Annotated in this window: 14 protein-coding genes; 7 read left to right on the forward strand and 7 right to left on the reverse strand. The window is 74.7% G+C overall.

Translation table 11 applies throughout. From position 1 onward, the window contains the following. The 3 genes from GA0070611_RS16820 to GA0070611_RS16830 all read left to right on the forward strand — a co-directional run bounded on the left by GA0070611_RS16820 (position 1) and on the right by GA0070611_RS16830 (position 3,771). Complete coding sequence (locus tag GA0070611_RS16820) at positions 1-963, forward strand: carbohydrate ABC transporter permease (RefSeq protein WP_091665279.1); 963 nt, start codon at positions 1-3, stop codon at positions 961-963. A 64-nt stretch (positions 964-1,027) separates the two neighbouring features. Next, entirely contained in the window at positions 1,028-2,095 is a 1,068-nt protein-coding gene (locus tag GA0070611_RS16825; RefSeq protein WP_091665282.1) for a LacI family DNA-binding transcriptional regulator, read from the forward strand. Between the two features lie 29 nt (positions 2,096-2,124). Further along, positions 2,125-3,771: a glycoside hydrolase family 13 protein gene (locus GA0070611_RS16830; RefSeq protein ID WP_091665285.1), complete on the forward strand. Its 1,647-nt coding sequence runs from the start codon at positions 2,125-2,127 to the stop codon at positions 3,769-3,771. A 56-nt stretch (positions 3,772-3,827) separates the two neighbouring features. On the opposite strand, the gene GA0070611_RS16835 is transcribed toward GA0070611_RS16830, so the two are convergent. The 3 genes from GA0070611_RS16835 to xylA are packed head-to-tail and all read right to left on the reverse strand — an operon-like array spanning position 3,828 to position 7,944. Continuing rightward, entirely contained in the window at positions 3,828-5,240 is a 1,413-nt protein-coding gene (locus GA0070611_RS16835) for an MFS transporter (RefSeq protein ID WP_091665288.1), read from the reverse strand. 53 nt (positions 5,241-5,293) lie between these two features. Then, on the reverse strand, positions 5,294-6,742 hold the full coding sequence (xylB, locus tag GA0070611_RS16840; protein WP_091665290.1) for a xylulokinase: 1,449 nt from the start codon (positions 6,740-6,742) through the stop codon (positions 5,294-5,296). Between the two features lie 14 nt (positions 6,743-6,756). Continuing rightward, complete coding sequence (xylA, locus tag GA0070611_RS16845) at positions 6,757-7,944, reverse strand: xylose isomerase (protein ID WP_091665293.1); 1,188 nt, start codon at positions 7,942-7,944, stop codon at positions 6,757-6,759. 49 nt (positions 7,945-7,993) lie between these two features. On the opposite strand from xylA, the gene GA0070611_RS16850 reads away from it, so the two are divergent. The 3 genes from GA0070611_RS16850 (at position 7,994) to GA0070611_RS16860 (ending at position 12,042) form a co-directional block, all read left to right on the forward strand. Then, a complete protein-coding gene (locus tag GA0070611_RS16850; RefSeq protein WP_091665295.1) occupies positions 7,994-9,250 on the forward strand; it encodes an ROK family protein in 1,257 nt (418 codons plus the stop codon). Between the two features lie 129 nt (positions 9,251-9,379). Beyond that, entirely contained in the window at positions 9,380-11,047 is a 1,668-nt protein-coding gene (locus tag GA0070611_RS16855; RefSeq protein ID WP_197675724.1) for a PP2C family protein-serine/threonine phosphatase, read from the forward strand. Next, positions 11,044-12,042 carry a cobalamin B12-binding domain-containing protein gene (locus GA0070611_RS16860; protein WP_091665296.1) on the forward strand — a complete coding sequence of 333 codons (999 nt, stop codon included), beginning with the start codon at positions 11,044-11,046 and terminating at the stop codon, positions 12,040-12,042. Before GA0070611_RS16855 ends, GA0070611_RS16860 begins: the two co-directional genes overlap by 4 nt. A gap of 165 nt (positions 12,043-12,207) precedes the next feature. On the opposite strand, the gene GA0070611_RS16865 is transcribed toward GA0070611_RS16860, so the two are convergent. After that, positions 12,208-12,759, reverse strand: a complete 552-nt coding sequence (locus tag GA0070611_RS16865) for a MarR family winged helix-turn-helix transcriptional regulator (protein ID WP_231921149.1) — start codon at positions 12,757-12,759, stop codon at positions 12,208-12,210. Positions 12,760-12,854: 95 nt separating this feature from the next. Here GA0070611_RS16865 and GA0070611_RS16870 point away from each other — a divergent pair, with 95 nt between their 5' ends. Then, positions 12,855-13,985 carry a PP2C family protein-serine/threonine phosphatase gene (locus tag GA0070611_RS16870; protein ID WP_091665297.1) on the forward strand — a complete coding sequence of 377 codons (1,131 nt, stop codon included), beginning with the start codon at positions 12,855-12,857 and terminating at the stop codon, positions 13,983-13,985. Between the two features lie 65 nt (positions 13,986-14,050). Here GA0070611_RS16870 and GA0070611_RS16875 read toward each other — a convergent pair whose 3' ends face one another. From GA0070611_RS16875 to GA0070611_RS16885, 3 genes are all read right to left on the reverse strand, one after another. After that, on the reverse strand, positions 14,051-15,529 hold the full coding sequence (locus GA0070611_RS16875; protein WP_091665298.1) for a sugar transferase: 1,479 nt from the start codon (positions 15,527-15,529) through the stop codon (positions 14,051-14,053). A gap of 202 nt (positions 15,530-15,731) precedes the next feature. Continuing rightward, positions 15,732-17,483 (reverse strand): substrate-binding domain-containing protein, encoded by a 1,752-nt coding sequence (locus GA0070611_RS16880; RefSeq protein WP_091665299.1) that lies wholly within the window; start codon positions 17,481-17,483, stop codon positions 15,732-15,734. Between the two features lie 179 nt (positions 17,484-17,662). After that, positions 17,663-18,703, reverse strand: a complete 1,041-nt coding sequence (locus GA0070611_RS16885; RefSeq protein WP_091665300.1) for a lactonase family protein — start codon at positions 18,701-18,703, stop codon at positions 17,663-17,665. Between the last annotated feature and the right edge of the window lie 22 nt (positions 18,704-18,725).

Consider the following 18,725-nt stretch of genomic DNA (forward strand, 5'->3'; position numbering starts at 1 on the left):
ATGACCACCGCCACCCCCACCGTCGCGGCCGGCGCCCAGGGCACCGGGAAGACCACCCGCGCCGCCCGGGTCCGCAAGCGCCTGAACAGCCGTACCGCCACGCTGGTGTCGATCGTCATCGCGCTGCTCTGGACGATCCCGACCTTCGGCCTCTTCATCTCCTCGTTCCGGCCGGAGGACCAGATCAAGAGCACGGGCTGGTGGACCTTCTTCACCGACCCGCAGTTCACCCTGGACAACTACCAGGAGGTGCTGTTCAGCAGCTCCTCCTCGTCCGGGCAGCTCGCCAGCTACTTCATCAACTCGCTGGCGATCACCATCCCGTCGGTGCTCTTCCCGCTCGCCTTCGCCTCGCTGGCCGCGTACGCGCTGGCCTGGATCAACTTCAAGGGGCGGGACTGGCTCTACATCGCGATCTTCGCGATGCAGATCGTGCCGCTGCAGATGGCCCTGGTGCCGCTGCTGAAGTTCTTCTCCACCGGCGTCACCGTCGCCGGCATCCAGGTGCTCCCGGCCTGGGACCTGGTGGACGAGCAGAAGTTCGCCCAGGTGTGGTTCGCGCACACCTGCTTCGCGCTGCCCTTCGCGGTGTTCCTGCTGCACAACTTCATCTCGCAGCTGCCGGGCGACCTGATGGAGGCGGCCCGGGTCGACGGTGCGACCCACCCGAAGATCTTCCGGACCATCGTGCTGCCGCTGATCACGCCCGCCCTGGCGGCGTTCGGCATCTTCCAGTTCCTCTGGGTCTGGAACGACCTGCTGGTCGCGCTGATCTTCGCGGGCGGCGGCAACGAGACCGCCCCGCTCACCGTGCGGCTGGCCGAGATGGCCGGCACCCGGGGCAACGAGTGGCAGCGGCTGACCTCCGGCGCGTTCGTCTCGATCGTCGTACCGCTGATCGTCTTCCTGTCGCTCCAGCGCTACTTCGTCCGGGGCCTGCTCGCCGGCAGCGTCAAGGGCTGACCCGTCGTTCCGCCGCCGCCGGCTCCCGGCGGCGGCGGGACCCGGGCCGGAGCGGGGAACAACGATGACCAGGATTGACGACGTCGCCCGACTCGCCGGGGTCTCCACCGCCACCGTCTCGCGGGCGTTGCGCGGCCTCCCGACGGTCTCGGCCGCGACGCGGCGGCGGGTGCAGGCCGCCGCCGAGCAGCTCCAGTACGCGGTCTCGCCGAGCGCGTCCCGGCTGGCCGGCGGGAAGACCGGCACGGTCGCGGTGGTGGTCCCCCGGATCACCCGCTGGTTCTTCGCCACCGTGGTCGAAGCGGTCGAGGAACACCTCCACCAGAACGGCTACGACCTGCTGCTCCACAACCTCGGCGGGCGCGAGCAGATGCGGCGCCGGGTACTGCGCACGGCCAGCCTGCACAAGCGGGTGGACGCGGTCATCCTGGTCGCCACCCCGCTGCGCCCGGCCGACGTGACCGCGCTGACCAAGCTCGACCTGCCGGGCGTGACGATCAGCTCCGGCAGCGAGGTGCCCGGCTGGCCCTGCGTCCGCATCGACGACGTGGCCGCCGCGCGGACCGCGACCCGACACCTGCTCGACCTGGGCCACACCCGGATCGCGCACATCTCCGGTGACCCGGACGACGAGCTGGCCTTCACCACCCACCTGGACCGGCGGCGCGGTTACCAGGAGGCGCTGCGGGCGGCAGGGCTCCGCCCGGACCCGGGCCTGGACGTCGAGTCCCAGTTCACCATCGACGGCGGCACCCGGGCCACCGCCGAACTGCTGGCCCGGGGCGAGCCGCCGACCGCGATCTTCGCCGCCTGCGACGAGATGGCGATGGGCGCGATGACCGCGCTGCGCGACGCGGGACTGCGGGTGCCGCAGGACGTCAGCGTGATCGGCGTCGACGACCACGACCTGGCCGGGGTGCTCGGGCTGAGCACGATCGCCCAGCCGGCCGCCGAGCAGGGGGCGCTCGCCGCGCGGATCCTGCTCGACCCGCTCGGCGGCCGGGCCGAGCCGTACCCGGGACTGGTGCCGGTCCCGCGCGGCGCGGACGCCGACGGCGCCCCGCCGCCGCCGGTGATCCTGCCCACTCGCCTGGTGGTGCGCGAGTCGACCGCGCCGCCCCGGGCACACTGAACGGATCCGCTCGACACAGGGAGAAGGCTCTGAACACCGACGCGACGCAGCAGGTCACCCCGGCCACCGGCTGGTGGACCGAGGCCGTCATCTACCAGATCTACCCGCGCTCGTTCGCCGACTCGAACGGCGACGGCATCGGTGACCTGCCCGGCATCACCGCCCGCCTCGGTCACCTCGCCGAGTTGGGCGTGGACGCGGTCTGGCTGTCGCCGTTCTACCCGTCGCCGCAGGCCGACGCCGGCTACGACGTTGCCGACTACCGGGACGTCGACCCGCTCTTCGGCACGCTGGCGGACGCCGACGCGATGATCGCCCGGGCGAAGGAGCTCGGGCTGCGGGTGATCGTCGACCTGGTGCCCAACCACACCTCGTCGGCGCACCGCTGGTTCCGGGCGGCGGTCGCCGCCGCGCCGGGCAGCCCGGAGCGGCAGCGGTACGTCTTCCGGGACGGCAAGGGCCCGCAGGGGGCCGAGCCGCCGAACGACTGGCAGAGCGTCTTCGGTGGGCCCGCCTGGACCCGGCTGCCGGACGGCCAGTGGTACCTGCACCTCTTCGACACCGGCCAGCCCGACCTGAACTGGGACAACCCGGAGGTCCGGACCGAGTTCCTGGACGTCCTGCGGTTCTGGCTCGACCGTGGCGTCGACGGCTTCCGGGTGGACGTGGCACACGGCCTGATCAAGCAGGCCGACCTGGCCGACTGGCAGGAGCCGCAGGAGATCCTCTCCGGCAACGAGGTCGACAAGCCGCGCCCGCCGATGTGGGACCAGGACGGCGTGCACGAGATCTACCGGGAGTGGCGTCGGCTGCTCGACTCGTACGACGGCGAGCGGATCCTGGTCGCCGAGGCCTGGGTCGAGCCGGCCGAGCGGCTGGCCCGCTACGTCCGCCCCGACGAGATGCACCAGGCGTTCAACTTCGAGTACCTGCTCGCCGCCTGGACCGCCCCGGCCCAGTACGCGGTGATCACCCGCTCGCTGGAGGCCACCGACTCGGTCGGCGCGCCCACCACCTGGGTGCTCTCCAACCACGACGTGGTCCGGCACGCCTCCCGCCTCGGCCTGCCGATCAGCGGGGGTCGCCCGAACGGCATCGGCATCGGCGACCCGCAGCCGGACGCCGCGCTGGGCCTGCGCCGGGCCCGGGCGGCCAGCCTGCTGATGCTGGCCCTGCCCGGCTCGGCCTACCTCTACCAGGGCGAGGAGCTGGGACTGCCCGAGCACACCACGCTGCCCGACGAGGCCCGGCAGGACCCGACCTGGGAGCGCAGCGGGCACACCCAGCGCGGCCGGGACGGCTGCCGGGTGCCGATCCCGTGGGAGGCGGACGCCCCGTCGTACGGCTTCGGGCCGACCGACGCGAGCTGGCTCCCGCAGCCCCCGAGCTGGGCCGAGTACGCCCTCGACCGGCAGCGTGCGGTGCCCGGCTCCACGTACGAGCTGTACCGGACGGCGCTGCGGCTGCGCCGCGAGCACGGTCTCGCCCGGGGGCCGCTGCGCTGGCTCGCCTCCGGCGACGAGGTGAGCACCTTCACCAATGGCGACCTGACCGTGCTGACCAACTTCGGCGCCGCCCCCGTGCCGCTGCCGGCCGGCGCCGAGGTGCTGGTCGCCAGCGCCCCGCTGGACGGCGACAGCGTCGGCACCGACGTCACCGTGTGGTACCGCGCCTGACCGACCCGAAGAGGGCCCCCTCCGGAAACGCCGCGCGTTCCGGAGGGGGCCCTTTTCTACAGCTCGTCGGCGCGGGTGTGCAGCAGGTCGCGGACCGACTCGATGTCCCGGGGCGAGGTACGGGCCGCGAGCCAGTACATGAACCCGGTCGGGATGAAGAAGAGCTGGAACACGGCCAGCCCGACGGCGTAGTTCAGCGGCGGCGGGAACGCCGCCCGCAGCCCGTGGAAGGCCACCCCGACCAGCCCGTTGCCGGCGGCCCGACCGATCCCGTTGACCAGGTTGCCCAGGCTGTAGACGGTGCCCCGGTGCTCGGGCGGGTTGACGTCGGCGATCAGCGCGAACCAGTTGGGCGAGTTGGCCGAGGTGAGGGCGAGCGCCAGCAGGGCGGTGAGCAGGCTCAACCCGACGGTGGGCTCGGTGAACACGCTGGTCAGCACCGCGCCGACCACCGCGCCGGTACCGCCGCCGTCGGGCACCTCGATCCGCATCGGGACCAGGAACAGGACCAGGTAGAACGGCACCGCCGCGAGGATGCCGACGGCCGCGACCAGGGCCCGGCCACTCGGCGTACGCCGTTGCAGCGCGTCGCCGGCCAGGCCGCCCACGATCGAGAAGACGCCGCCGAGCTGGAACAGGGTGGCGAAGACGCTGCCCACCACCACCGCGGTGGCCGCCGAGTAGCCCTGCGCCTCGGCCCGCTGGGCGAAGAGCACCGGCAGCCACACCAGCGACCCGAACGCCGCCTGGGCGGTCAGCCCCTGCAGGACCAGCCAGCGGTTGGTCCGCCGGGCCAGGATGCGGGGCAGGTCGGCGCGGCTGATCCGGTAGTCGTACTCGGCGCCCGCGTCGAGGGCGGCGGCCAGCTCCGGCTCGCTCTGCCCGCGCCGGATGTCGTACGTGAAGAGGTAGGCCGCCGTCGCCGCCAGGCCGACCACGGTGAGCAGCAGGAACGGCCGTCGCCAGTCGGTCGCGCCGAGGATCCCGCCGGTGAGCGTGCCGGCGAGCGTGCCGACCCCCTGGGACAGCCCCCAGAAGCTCATCACCAGGCCGCGCCGCCGCGGCGTGATCAGGTCGGTGACCACGGAGTAGCCGACCGAGCCGACCGCGCCCAGCCCCACCGCGGCGACGAGTTGGGCGGCCAGGAAGGTGGGATACCCCTGGGCCAGCGCGCTGCCCCCGGTCCCGGCGGCCCAGAGCAGCGTGCCGACCATCAGCAGCGGCTTCCGGTTCGTCCGGTCGCCCACGTACGCCCAGCCGACGGCGGCGACGGCGCTGACCAGGAAACTCGCCGCGGTGACCAGCCCGAGCAGCCGCTGCGGCACGCCCAGCGCGCCGGAGATCGGCCCGTACAGCGGCGGGACCAGGCCGATCGCCACGTTGTCCAGCGAGGCGAGCACCACGAACACCACGACGCTGTAGAGCCGGTGCACGGCGCTGCCGCGTCCGGTGATCCTGGTGCCGTTCATGCCCGGCAGCCAACCAGGTCCGGATCACGGCCCGATGACGACCCGCCGGCCGATCACCGGGGCAGCCGGTCCACCACCAGGTCACGGACCTGCGCGTACCGCTCGCGGATGGCGGGGACGGGCTCGGCCGCGTACTCCTCGGTGTCACCCATGGCCCACGAGGGGGGCGCGTCCCCACCGAGGGCGACCCAGGCGGCCTGGCGGGCGGCCCCGTCGGCGACGTACTCGCCGGGCGGCGGGACGCGCACCGGGCGGCCGAAGACCTGCGGGGCGATCCGGCGCACCGCCGCCGACCGGGCTCCCCCGCCGACCAGGATGATCCGTTCGACCCGGGCCCCCTGCGCGACGAGCGCGTCCAGGCCGTCGGCGAGGGCGCAGAGCATCCCCTCCACGGCGGCCCGGGCCAGGTGGGTCGGGCCGGCCGTGTGCAGGGTGAGACCGTGCACCGCCCCGGTGGCGGTGGGCCGGTCGGGGGTCCGCTCCCCCTCCAGGTACGGCACCATGACCAGCCCGTCCGCGCCGGCCGGGGCGGCCAGCGCCAGCTCGCTCAGCTCGGCCAGGTCGACCCGGAGCAGCGTCGCGGCGGCGTCCAGCACCCGGGCCGCGTTGAGCGTGCAGACCAGCGGCAGGAACCGGCCGGTGGCGTCGGCGAACCCGGCCACCGCCCCGCTCGGGTCCGCGGCCGGGGTGTCCGCCACCGCGAAGACCGTGCCGGAGGTGCCGATCGACACCACCACGTCCCCCGGGCCGGCCCCGACCCCGAGCGCGGCGGCCGCGTTGTCGCCGGTGCCCGGTCCGAGCAGCACCGGTCCGGCGACGCCGGACCCGTCGCCGAGCGCCACCGGGTCGAGCCGCCCGGCCGGCTCGGCCGGGCCGAGCACGACCGGCACCCGGACCCGCCGGCCGAGCGCCCGTTCCAGCAGGTCGAGGCGGTACTCACCGGTGCGCGGCGACCAGTAGCCGGTGCCGCTGGCGTCGCCCCGGTCGGTGCGCAGCGCGGCCAGCCCGGGAGCGCCGGCGAGCCGCCAGGTGAGCCAGTCGTGCGGCAGGCAGACCGCCGCCACCCGGTCCGCGTTGGCCGGCTCGTGCCGGGCCAGCCAGCGCAGCTTGGTGGCGGTGAAGCTGGCCACCGGCACCGCCCCGGTCGCCTCGGCCCAGAACCGGCGGCCGGTCTCCCCGTCGCCGGCCCCGGCGACCAGCTCCCGCGCGGCGTCGGCGGAGCGGGTGTCGTTCCAGAGCAGCGCCGGGCGCACCACCTCGCCCGCCTCGTCCAGGCAGACCATGCCGTGCTGCTGCCCGGCCACCGACACGGCGGCCACGTCGGCCAGCCCGCCGGCCTGCGCGAGCGCCGCACGCAGCGCGTCCCACCAGGCGTACGGGTCGACCTCGGTGCCGTCGGGGTGCGGCGCGCGGCCCTGGCGGACCAGCGCGCCGGTCTCCGCGTCCCGGACGACGACCTTGCAGGACTGGGTGGAGGAGTCGATTCCCGCGACGAGCGGCACGGTGTCCCCCTGCCTCAGCGCGCGCCGAGCAGGTGCTCGACCGCGAGCTGGTTGAGCCGGACGAAGCCGTAGCCCTTCGCGCCGACCGTGTCCGGGTCGAACTCCTCGAAGGCGGAGCGGTCGGCGAGCAGGTCGGCGTAGCTCTCGCCCGGGTTCAGCGTCGGGGTGGCCAGGTCGGCGACCTTCGCGGCGGCGAGCGCCTCGGCCACCTCCGGGTCCGCCCGGAACGCCGCGGCCCGCTCCTTGAGCAGCAGGTACGTGCGCATGTTCGCCTCGGCCGACGCCCACACCCCGGTGCTGTCCTCGGTGCGCGAGGGCTTGTAGTCGAAGTGCCGGGGACCGTCGTACGCGGCACCGCCGTCCGGGCCGCCGTGCTCCAGCAGGTCGACCAGGGCGAACGCGTTGAGCAGGTCGCCGTGGCCGAAGACGAGGTCCTGGTCGTACTTGATGCCGCGCTGCCCGTTGAGGTCGATGTGGAACAGCTTGCCCTGCCAGAGCGCCTGGGCGATGCCGTGCGCGAAGTTCAGCCCGGCCATCTGCTCGTGGCCGACCTCCGGGTTGAGCCCGACCAGCTCCGGGTGGGCCAGGGTGGAGATGAACGCGAGCGCGTGCCCGACGGTGGGCAGCAGGATGTCGCCGCGCGGCTCGTTCGGCTTCGGCTCCAGCGCGAAGCGCAGGTCGTAGCCCCGGTCGACGACGTACTGGCAGAGCAGGTCGACGGCCTCCCGGTACCGCTCCAGCGCCGACTGCACGTCCTTGGCCAGGTCGTACTCGGCGCCCTCCCGGCCGCCCCACATGACGAAGGTGCGGGCGCCCAGCTCGGCGGCGAGGTCGACGTTGCGCAGCACCTTGCGCAGCGCGTACCGGCGGACGTCGCGGTCGTTGCTGGTGAAGCCGCCGTCCTTGAAGACCGGGTGGGTGAAGAGGTTCGTGGTGACCATCGGCACGGTCAGGCCGGTCTCGTCGAGCGCCTTGCGGAAGCGGGTCAGGTGGGCGTCGCGGGTGGCGGCGTCCGCGCCGAACGGGACCAGGTCGTCGTCGTGGAAGGTGATGCCGTACGCGCCCAGCTCGGCGAGCCGGTGCACGGCCTCGACCGGGTCCAGCTCGGGCCGGGTGGCGTCACCGAACGGGTCACGGGCCGGCCAGCCGACCGTCCAGAGACCGAAGGAGAACTTGTCGGCGGGGGTGGGACGGGGTGCCATGGCAGACCTCCGGTGGTGTCGTCGCCAATTTGTTCAGTGGTTGAATTAAATGGCGGCGGTGTGGCAGTGTCAAGCGGTGACCAGCACCAGCACCGGAGCGGTCCGGCAGGGCAGCCTCCGCCAGCTCAACCTCGCGGTGGTGCTGCGCCGGATCGCCACCGCCGACCGTCCGCCGTCGCGCGCGGAGATCGCCGCCGACACCGGACTGACCCGGGCCACCGTCTCCGCCGTGGTCGACGACCTGATCGCCGGGCGGCTGGTGGCCGAGGCGGAGCCCGCGCCGCGTACCGGAGCCGGGCGGCCGGCCCGCGGCCTGCTGCTGGCCGGTGACGGGCCGGCCGGGCTCGGCCTGGAGGTCAACGTCGACTACCTGGCCGCCTGCGTGGTCGACCTGACCGGCGCGGTCCGCCACCACGTGGTGCGGCGGGCCGACCTGCGCCCGGTCTCCCCCGCCGACGCCCTGGACCGGCTCGCCCGGCTCGCCGCCGAGGCGCGCGCCGCCGCCGTACGCGAAGGGCTGACCCTGGCCGGCGCGACGCTGGCCGTGCCGGGCCTGGTCGGCGCGGACGGCCTGGTCCGGCTCGCGCCCAACCTGGGCTGGCGAGACGTGGCCGTGCCCGCCCTGCTCGCCGGGCACCCGCTCGTCGAGCCGGTGGACGGCATCCCACCCCTGGTGGTGGAGAACGAGGCCAACCTGGCCGCGCTGGGCGAGCTGCACGCCGGCCCGCCCGGCTCGGCGAGCTTCCTGCACGTCTCGGGCGAGATCGGCATCGGTGCCGGGATCGTGCTCGACGGGGTGCTCTACCGGGGCGTCCGCGGCTGGAGCGGCGAGATCGGTCACATCCCGGTGCACCCGACCGGTCGCCCGTGCCGCTGCGGCGGCCAGGGTTGCCTGGAGCGGTACGCGGGCCAGGAGGCCATCCTCACCGCCGCCGGACTGGCCGGCGCGGACCTGCCCGCCGACACCGCCGCCGCCCGGCTGGCCGACCTCGCCGCCGCCGGCGACCCGGCCACCCTGACCGCGCTCGCCGACGCGGGCACCGCCCTCGGGGTGGCCGTCGCCGGCGTGGTGAACCTGCTGGACCTGGACACCGTGGTCCTCGGCGGCGGATACGCCCCGCTCGCCCGGTGGCTCCGACCACCCGTGGACGCCGAGCTGTCCCGACGGGTGCTGACCGCCGCCTGGTCCCCGGTGACGGTGCGCCCCGCCGCGCTCGGCGCCCGGTCGGCCGCCGTGGGCGGGGCCGCCTCGGTGGTCCGTCGGATCGTCGACCGCCCGGCCGGCTGGTTGGCCCGCTCCGGCTGACCGTCGCGCCGCTCGATGGGCGATCACCCCGCTCGCTCGGTACGCTTGCCGCCAGGCAACGAACGCTACCGAGGAGAGCTGCGACAGCATGCGAACAGGTCGACTGACCGGGGCGCCCGGCGACCGGCGGTGACGACAGCCCGACGTGGCGGTCTCGCCGGGCCGGTCAGCGGTGGCGGCCAGGCCTCCCGACCCCGCACCCGGCGCAGCACCGGCGCGGCGCTGCCCGCCGACTCCCACCTGGCCCGTGAGCTGCTCGACGGGCTCGCCGAGGCCGTGGTCACCACCGACCAGGCCGGCGTGGTGACGCTGGTCAACGCGATGGCCGCCGAGCTGCTCCCCGAGCTGGTCCCCGGCACCGAGCTGAGCGGCTGCCCGCTGCCCGAGCTGGCCGGCGCGGTCCGCGACGGGGCCGACACCTTCGACGCCGAGCACCGGGGCAGGCGGCTGCGGGGTGTCCGGCGGGCGCTGGCCGGCGGCCGCTGCGCCTGGTACGTCCGCGACGTCACCGAGGAGCAGGCGCGCACCGACGCGCTGCTGGTCGAGCGGTCCCGGACCGCCTTCCTCGCCCAGGCCGGCAGCCGGCTCGGGCTCTCCCTGCACCGGGAGCAGACGCTGCGCGCCGCCGCCACCCTCCCGGTGCCCTACCTGGCCGACGTCGCGGTGGTGGTGAACCGCCCCCCGCCGCCGGCCGAGGACGTGCCGCACTGGATCCGGTACGCCGAGGACGACCCCGGCCCGGTCGCCGGCGTCGGCGACTGGGGCATGGTGGAGTCCGTGCCGGGGCTGATCGAGGCCCTGGACGGCGACGTCACCGACGCCAGCCCGTGGCTGGACGCCGAGCTGGCCGAGTTGACCGAGGTGCTGCCCGAGGGCTTCGGGCGGCCGGGCACCGTGCTGATCAGCCCGATGGTCAGCGCCGGTGGGCCGGCCGGCGCGCTGGTGCTGGTCCGTCGGCCCGGCCGGGCCGGCTTCGACCAGCGGGAGATCGAGCTGGCCCGGGAGTTCGCCGCCCGCGCCGGTGCCGCGCTGGCCGCCGCCGAACTCTACGGCGAGCAGGCCCACCTGGCCCGCGTCCTGCAGAACAGCCTGCTCCCGCCGGAGCTGCCGCCGGTCCCCGGGATGACCCTGGCCGGCGGCTACCGCGCGGCCGGGGACCGGTTGCGCATCGGCGGGGACTTCTACGACCTCTTCCCCACCGCCCAGGGCGCCCTCTTCGCCCTCGGCGACGTCTGCGGCAAGGGCGTCGGGGCGGCGGTGCTGACCGGCCGGGTACGCCAGTCGCTGCAGACCCTGCGCCTGGTCGAACCGCGGCCGCTGGAGCTGATGGAGCTGCTCAACCGGGCCCTGCTCGACGCGCCGGACGCGGCCCGGCGGGCCCAGTTCACCACCCTGCTGCTGGGCACCCTCACCCGGGAGCCGGACGGCGGCCTGCTGGCCCGGGTGGCCGGCGGCGGGCACCCCGCCCCGCTGGTGGTCCGCGCCGACGGCCGGATCGAGCCGGCCCGGGTCGGCGGGATGCCGGTCGGCGCGCTGGCCGCCGCCCGCTTCGGCCAGGCGGAGGTACGGCTCGCGCCCGGCGACCTGCTGGTCGCGTACACCGACGGGGTGACCGAGGCCCGGGGCGGCCCCACCGAGCTGGAGATGTTCGGCGAGGCCCGGCTGCGCCAGGCGATGGCCTCGGGTGCCGGCCTGCCCCCGCGCGCCCTGGTGGACCGGCTGCTCCAGCTGGTCGACGAGTGGCTGGACGGGCAGGTGCACGACGACATCGCCATGCTGGTCGTGGCCCCCGCGTGACCAGCTCGGACGGGATCGGGCCGGACCTGGTCGCCGGTTACCTCGACCGGCTCGACCGGGTTGACCAGGCCGGTGCCGTACGCCTGGCCACCGGCCTGCTGGACCAGGGGTACGCCCCGGCGGACGTCCTGGTGGACCTGGTCGCGGTCGCCCAGCGGGAGATCGGCCGGCGCTGGCTCACCGGGGCCTGGAGCGTGGCCCGGGAACACGCGGCGACGCACGTCAGCGAGGTCGTGGTCGGCGCGGTGGCCGGCCGCATCACCACGCCGCCCCGGCGCGGGCACGTGGTGGTGGCCTGTGTCGAGGGCGAGTGGCACGCGCTGGCGGCCCGCATCGTCGCCGAGGTGGTCCGGGACGCCGGCTGGCGGGTGACCTTCCTGGGCGCCAGCGTGCCGGGCCGGCACCTGGTCACCTACCTGCACCAGACCGGCCCGGACGCGGTGCTGCTGAGCTGCGTGCAGTCGAACCGGCTGATCCGCGCGGCCCGGATGGTGGAGGCGTGCCGGGCGGCCGGGGTGCCGGTGCTGGCGGGTGGTCCCGGCTTCGGCTGGGACGGCCGGTGGGCGGCCGCGGTCGGCGCGGCGGCCTGGGGCGCCACCGCCCGGGACGCGGTACGGCTGCTGGCACGGGGGCTGCCGGGCGCCGCGCACACCGGTCCCACCCCGGCCCCACCGGACGACGGGTACGTGGCGGTGCTGCACCGTCGCCGGGAGATCGTCCAGGTCGCGCTCCGGGAGCTGGACCCGCCCGAGGAGACCGCGGAGGACGTCGCCGCCGGGGTGGGTCACCTGGTCGACGCGCTGGCCGCGGCCATCCGGGTGGACGACCGGCAGCTGCTGCTCGACTTCGTCGGCTGGCAGGCGGAGGCGCTCGCCTCGCGCGGTGGCCGCCGGCCGGTGGACGCGATGCTGGCCGCCGCCGAGCGCACCCTGATCGAGCACCCCCGCGCGGTCGAGGACCTGCGGGCGGCCCGGGCCGCCCTCACGACCGACTGACGCTGTCGCCCTCGCGGCGAGCCGGTGGCGGAGTCCTCGCGGTGGGCCGGTGGCGGAATCCTCGCGGCGGCCGGTGGCGGAGTCCTCGCGGTGGGCCGGTGGCGGAGTCCTCGCGGCGGGCCGGTGGCGGAGTCCTCGCGGTGGGCCGGTGGCGGCGTGCCGCGCTCAGGCGGCCGGGGGCTCGTCCGCCGGGGACGGCGGCAGCTCGCCGCCCGGTACCGGCGGCGCCACCAGCGGCCCGAGCAGGGCCTCACCGGCGCACGCACCGGCGGGCTGGAGCACCGGCCACCCGTCGGCGGTCACCTCGCCCCGACGGGCGGACTCGTCGAACTCGCGCATCCCGCGCAGCAGCGCCGCGCGCCCCTCCGGGCTCATCCCGGCCAGGATCCGCTCCAACCGGTACCGCCGGTCGGCCCGCAGCTCGCCGAGCAACCGGGTGGCCGAGGGCGTGAGGTGCAGCGAGATCTCCCGCCGGTCGTAGCGGCCCGGCTCCCGCTCCAGCATGCCGGCCGCCACCAGGCGGTCGCAGAGCCGGCTGGCCGACGAGAGCAGCATGTCGGTCAGGGTGGCGAGACGCCGCAGGTTGATCCCGTCGTACCGCTCGACCACCATGATCGCCCGCAACTGGGCACCGGAGAGCCGGCTCGTCGTCCGCTCGCGGGCCGCCTCCCAGACAGCCAGCAGGGTGCCCGCTGCCTCGTCCAGGGCGGCGGCCATACTCGCGTCAGGTCCGTGGGAACCTAGTTCTTCGGCCATGGTGGGCCCGAGACTACCTCCCGTACCGGGGCGACGACCTGTGCAAAGGAGCAAAGATGAGTGCACCGGAGGATCGGGCACGCCGGATCCTCACCGAGGCGCCGGCGGATCTGCTCGTCGACCGGCTCGGCGCCGAGCTGGAACGGTCGTACGGGATCACCCGGACCGAGCTCTACCAGGTCGACTACCGGCTGGCGGTGCTGCTGCCGTTGCACGAGGGCGAGCCGATCACCGGACCGGGCCACCCCGCCTGGCGCTGCTTCGACCACCAGCAGCCGACCGTCTCCGACGGCGTCGGCTGGTTCCCGGTCGGCATGCGCGGGGAACGGCGGGGGGTGCTCCGGCTGTCGCCCCTGCCGGCCGACCCGGAGGCGCTGCGGGACCTCGACACCATCGCCACCGTGCTGGGGCACGAGCTGTCGGCCGTGATGGCCAGCACCGACATCTACCGCACCGCCCGCCGTACCCGCCGGTTGACCCTGGCCGCCGAGATGCAGTGGGAGCTGCTGCCCGGCCGCAGCCGGATCCGACCGTCGTTCAGCCTGGCCGGTCAGCTGGAGCCGGCGTACGCGGTGCGCGGGGACAGCTTCGACTGGTCCGACGACGGCCACCGGCTCTGGCTGTCGGTGGTCAACGGCTCCGGCGAGGGGGTGGCCGCCTCGATGCTCACCTCGCTGGCCACCCACGCGCTGCGCAACGCCCGTCGCGCCGAGCTGAGCCTGGCCGACCAGGCCGCCCTGGCCGACCAGGCGGTCTACGCGCTGCACGGGGGCACCCAGCACCTCTCCGCGCTGCTGCTGGAGCTGGACCTCGCGGCCGGCACGCTGAACGTGGTCGACGCGGGCTCGCCCCGCCTGCTGCGACTGCGCGACGGTGAGGTGAGCGAGCAGGTGCTGGACAAGCAGTTCCCGCTCGGCATGTTCGAGGGCACCGACTACCGGGAGCAGCGGTTCCGGCTGGAACGCGGGGACCGGCTCTTCGTGGTCAGCGACGGTGTCATCGACGCCACCGCCGAGCGGACCCGGTACGGCGAGACCGCGCTGGACCGCTTCCTGCGGCGTACCGGGCCGATGGAGCCGCTGGACGCGGTGCGCTCGCTGATCGGCGACCTGCGTGCGTTCGTGGCCGGAGACCTGGTCGACGACGCCGTGGTGGTCTGCCTGGACTGGCTGGGACCGCAGCCCTGACGGTGGCGGTGGCGAGCGGGCGAGCCCGTTCGCCACCGATCCGCCGCCGTGCCGGGCGGTCGGACCTAGTACGCGCCGCGGCTGCGGAGCACCGCGCCGAAGGTCTTCCAGAGGATCGCCAGGTCGGCGGCGAGGGACCAGTTCTCCACGTAGTAGAGGTCGAGCCGGATGCCGTCCTCCCAGCTCAGGTCGGAGCGGCCGCTGACCTGCCAGAGCCCGGTCATGCCCGGCTTGACCAGCAGCCGGCGGGCGACGTCGCCGTCGTAGCGGGCGACCTCGGTGGGCAACGGCGGCCGGGGGCCGACCAGGCTCATCTGGCCGAGCAGGACGTTCGCCAGCTGGGGCAGTTCGTCGAGCGACCACTTGCGCAGCAGCCGGCCGACCCGGGTGACCCGGGGGTCGTCGCGCATCTTGAACATCAGGCCGTCGGTCTCGTTGCGGGCGACCAGGTCGGCCAGCAGGGCGTCGGCGTTGACCACCATGGTGCGGAACTTGAACACGCCGAACTCCCGGCCACCCTGCCCGACCCGGGTCTGGCGGAACACCACCGGGCCGCGGCTGTCCAGCTTGACGGCGAGCGCGATGACCACCACGGCCGGCAGCAGCAGGAGCAGCGCCACCAGCGCGATCGACCGGTCGACCAGCCCCTTGACCAGCTTGCGGACGCCCCGGAACTCGGGCGCCTCGACGTGGATCAGCGGCAGCCCGGCGACCGGGCGGGTGTGGATGCGCGGGCCGGCCACGTCGGTCAGCGCGGGGGCCACCACCAGGTCGACGCCGGTGCCCTCCAGCTGCCAGCCGAGGCGGCGCAGCCGGGTCGCGGTCAGCTCGCCGGAGGCGGTGACCGCCACGGTGTCCGCGCCGATCGCGGTGGCCGCCTCCGGGATGCCCCGGAACGAGCCGACCACCGGCACGTCGCCCAGCCGCTGCGGCACCGGCGCGAGCAGCGCGTCCGGGATGCAGGCGCCGACCACCCGGTAGCCGGCGTACGGCTCGCGGTGCAGGGTGTGCACCAGTTCCAGCACGTGCGCGGTGTCCCCCACCACCAGCACCTTGCGCGACCAGCCGGCCCCCCGGTCCCGGGCCCGGTGCAGCCGCTTGCGGGCGGCGAACCGGGCCGCCTCCAGGCCCACCGTGCCGACCGCGAGGGAGATGCCCAGGAAGCCCCGGGAGACACCGACGTCGGCGATGTAGCCGGCGATCGCGATGCCGCCGGCCAGCCGCAGGCTCGCCGAGCTGACCCGCCGGTACTCGTCCGCGCCGTAGCCGAGCACCCGGTCGTCGTAGCAGCGCATGGCGCGCAGCGAGACCAGCCAGGCGAGCAGCAGGCCCGGGGCGACCACGACGTACGGGATGTCCGAGCCGGCCGGCCCCTCCTCACCGAAGCGGCCGACGTACCCGACCAGGATGGCCACCGCCAGGACGGCGGTGTCGAGCACCGCGAGCACGCGGACGTACGCCCGCTCGGCGGATCGGGTGGCCGACGGACGGCCACGCTCGGGGCCCGCCTTCCGGGCCGGGGTCAACAGCGTCGCGGACGTCACCGGCTCTCCCCACGTCGTGCAGGACGTGCCCGCGCCGCACGGCACCGCTGGCGAGCCGGCGACTCGGAGCACCCGGACATCTTGCCTCGATAATTATGATCGCCGATTGATTCAGACGCATTGCCGTCACTTTTCGGAACCCGAAAAGCCTTCCGCCGTACCGGCTCGCCGGTACGGCGGAAGTCTCACACTGAGTGGCCGATCAGCGCGGCGCGGGCGGCCGCAGCGCGATGGCCTGAAGGAAGATCTCACCGATCTTGCTGGGGTCCACCGTGACGAACGGCCGGCCGCCGGTGACCTCGGTGATCGGGGTCAGCTCCGCCCGGCTCACGTCGCTGCCGATACCGATGATGATCACCTGGACCGGCTGCTCCGGGTCGCGGATCTTCTTGAGCTGGTCGATCAACTGCTTCTGGGTGATGCCGTTGTCGTCCTCGTTCTTGCCGTCGGTGAACAGCACGATCGAGTTCACCTTGCCCGGCTCCCAGTCCTCCTGGACCTCCTTGTAGGCGGCCAGCAGGGTGTCGTAGAGACCGGTGTTGCCGCTCGACGGCTTGATCGAGGCGAGCCCCTGCTGCAGGGCGCGCCGGTTGCCGGAGAGCGGCGCGATCTTGACCATCTTCCGGTAGTCCTGACTGCCCACCAGATTGGTGGAGAAGGTCCACAGGCCGATCGACCAGGAGTCGTCGAAGAGCGCCAGGCCCTTGTTCGCGGCCTCCACGGTGACCTGCTCCCGGCTCGCGCCGTTCGCCGTCGCGACCGGCTGCTTCATCGAGCCGGAGACGTCGATGACGCAGAGCATCCGGCCCGACTGGGTCGCCACCGACCAGGTGCTGGTGACCTTCTGTATCGCGATGGGGTCCAGGTCGGCCGCGCCACCCTGCCCGATCGGCGGCACCGCGCTGGCGCCACCGTTGGCCGGGCTCGGCGCACCCTGCGGCGCCTTGAAGCCGTCCCCCCAGTTGCCGTCCGGCGAGCGCAGCGACTGCGCGGCCAGCCGGTTCTTGAAGCCGGGGGTGGTCAGCAGCTCGAAGAGCACCTTGGCGGCAGACGCCTTGGCCGGCTCGATGCCCGGCAGCACCGCGAACGGGTAGTCCAACGGCATCGGCGCCGGCTCCAGGTAGAGCGCGGCCAGCGGGATCGGCGGCTTGGTGTTGTTGTACGCGATGACGTCCTCCTCGGAGAGCGCCGCCGCGCCGAGCCCGTTGGCGATGGCCGTCGGGTCGGACGAGCGCGGGAAGCGCGCGAGGAGGTCCTGGCGCAGCGAGGACCGGTTGGTCGCGAGCGCCCGCAGGGCGCCCACCATGGCCTCCGACGAGTCGGTGCCCGCGTTGCCGGTGTTGCTGGCGGCCGCGGTCAGCGACATCAGCCCGGAGAGGCCGGCGGCGTCCTGGGTCGGCTCCACGATGCCTGCGCGCAGCGGCTTGTCGCTGGTCACCTGCCGGAGCATGTCGGTCCAGCTGAGCTTCTTGTTCGGCCAGCCGAAGCGGGTGGCCACCGGCTCGGGCACCGCCACGACCACCGGGCTGCGGGCGATCGAGGCGCCGTTCGCCGGGGCGAAGGCGGTCGCGCCGCCGGACTTGAGCCGCAGCAGCCAGGTGGAGGAGTCCGGGACCCAGACGTCCGGCGTCACGGCCGTGCCGCTGGCCTGACCGACGCCGGCGAGCGTCGCGCCGTGCTTGCTGGCCACCGCGGCGGCCACGTCGACCGCCTCGGCGGAGGTGACGTTCACCGCGATGCAGGTCCCGCCGACCGCGGCCCCGTCGGCGACCCACTGGTCGGCCGCGCCCTTGACGGCCGGGGCGATCTCCGGAGCAGCCGCGAGCGAGAGCTGGATCTTGCCGGAGCAGGATGGCCCCGCCAGCTGCTGGTAACCGAACCAGGAACCGGCTACGACGAGGACGAGCGCAGTGGCCGCCGCGGCGGCACCTGCCCCGCGAAGGCTTGAACGCATGCGATGGCGGCCAGACACGGTGACCATCTTGCGTATCTCGTGGGGTTACTGCCACGTCCGTTCGGACGAAAGTTACGCAGGAGAAACAGTTGATCGCCCAAAAGTCACGTTGAGTGATCGGTCAGTCATCGGACGTGGTGGCGCTCCACAGCGGACGGTCGCTGCCCGTCCTCGATCCGTCACGGCCGGACGCAGGTCGGGCTCCCCACCGGCACCGGCTCACCCACCGGCTCCGGCACCCCGCCGGCCGGGTCCAGCCGGAAGATCCTGATCATGTCGGCCCGCTCGTCGGCCACGTACAGGTACCCGCCGGCCAGCGCGAAGTGCCGGGGCCACTCGCCCCCGGTGTCGACCTCGGCCACCAGTTCGGGCGTCTCGCCGGCCAGCGCGAACACGGCCACCGTGCCCACCCCGCGGTTACCCACGTACAGGAAGCGCCCGTCCGGGCCGACCGCCACCTCCGAGGGCTGGACGTGCCCGGCCCGCCCGCTGGCGTCCACCCGGGCCCGCTGGTGCAGGGTGCCGTCGGCGGTCACCTCGTAGCCGGTGACCGTCCCGTCGAGCTCGCCGACCAGCCAGCAGCGCCGACCGTCGGGGTGCCGGGCCAGGTGCCGGGGCCCGGTCCCGGCGGGCGTGCGCAGCCGCGGCGCGCGGGGCACCAGCCGGCCGGAGGCGGCGTCGAGGTCGTACCGGTAGACCGAGTCGGTGCCCAGGTCGACGGCGAGCAGCGGCCCGCCGGCCGGGTCGGGCGAGACCATGTGGCAGTGCGCCCGGTCCTGCCGCTCCGGGTCGGCGCCGTGCCCCTCGTGCCGGACCAGGTCGCTGCGCTCCCCCGGGCGGCCCTCGGCGTCGAGCGGGAAGACGGCCACGCTGCCCCCGCCGTAGTTGGCCACGAACAGGTGCCGCCCGTCCGGCGCGACCGCCAGGTGGCACGGCTCCGCGCCCCCGGTCGGCCGGACGCCGACCGGGTCGAGGTCACCGTCGGGGGCGACCCGGAAGGCGCTCAGCTCCCCCTCGTCGGACAACTCGTTGACCGCGTACAGGAGCGGCAGGCTCGGGTGCCGGACCAGGAACGACGGCGACCGGGTGACCGCCACCGTGCCGAGCACGGAGAGCGCCCCGGAGACCGGGTCGCGGCGTGCGGCGACGATCCCGTCGGCCCGTCCGCCCATCTCCGCCGTGTACCCACCGATGTGGACGATCGTGTCCTGCCCGGTCACCGCTGCCCCCTCCGCCCGCTGT

Origin of the sequence: Micromonospora auratinigra, from assembly GCF_900089595.1 — a bacterium.
GTDB classification, from domain to species: Bacteria; Actinomycetota; Actinomycetes; order Mycobacteriales; family Micromonosporaceae; genus Micromonospora; species Micromonospora auratinigra.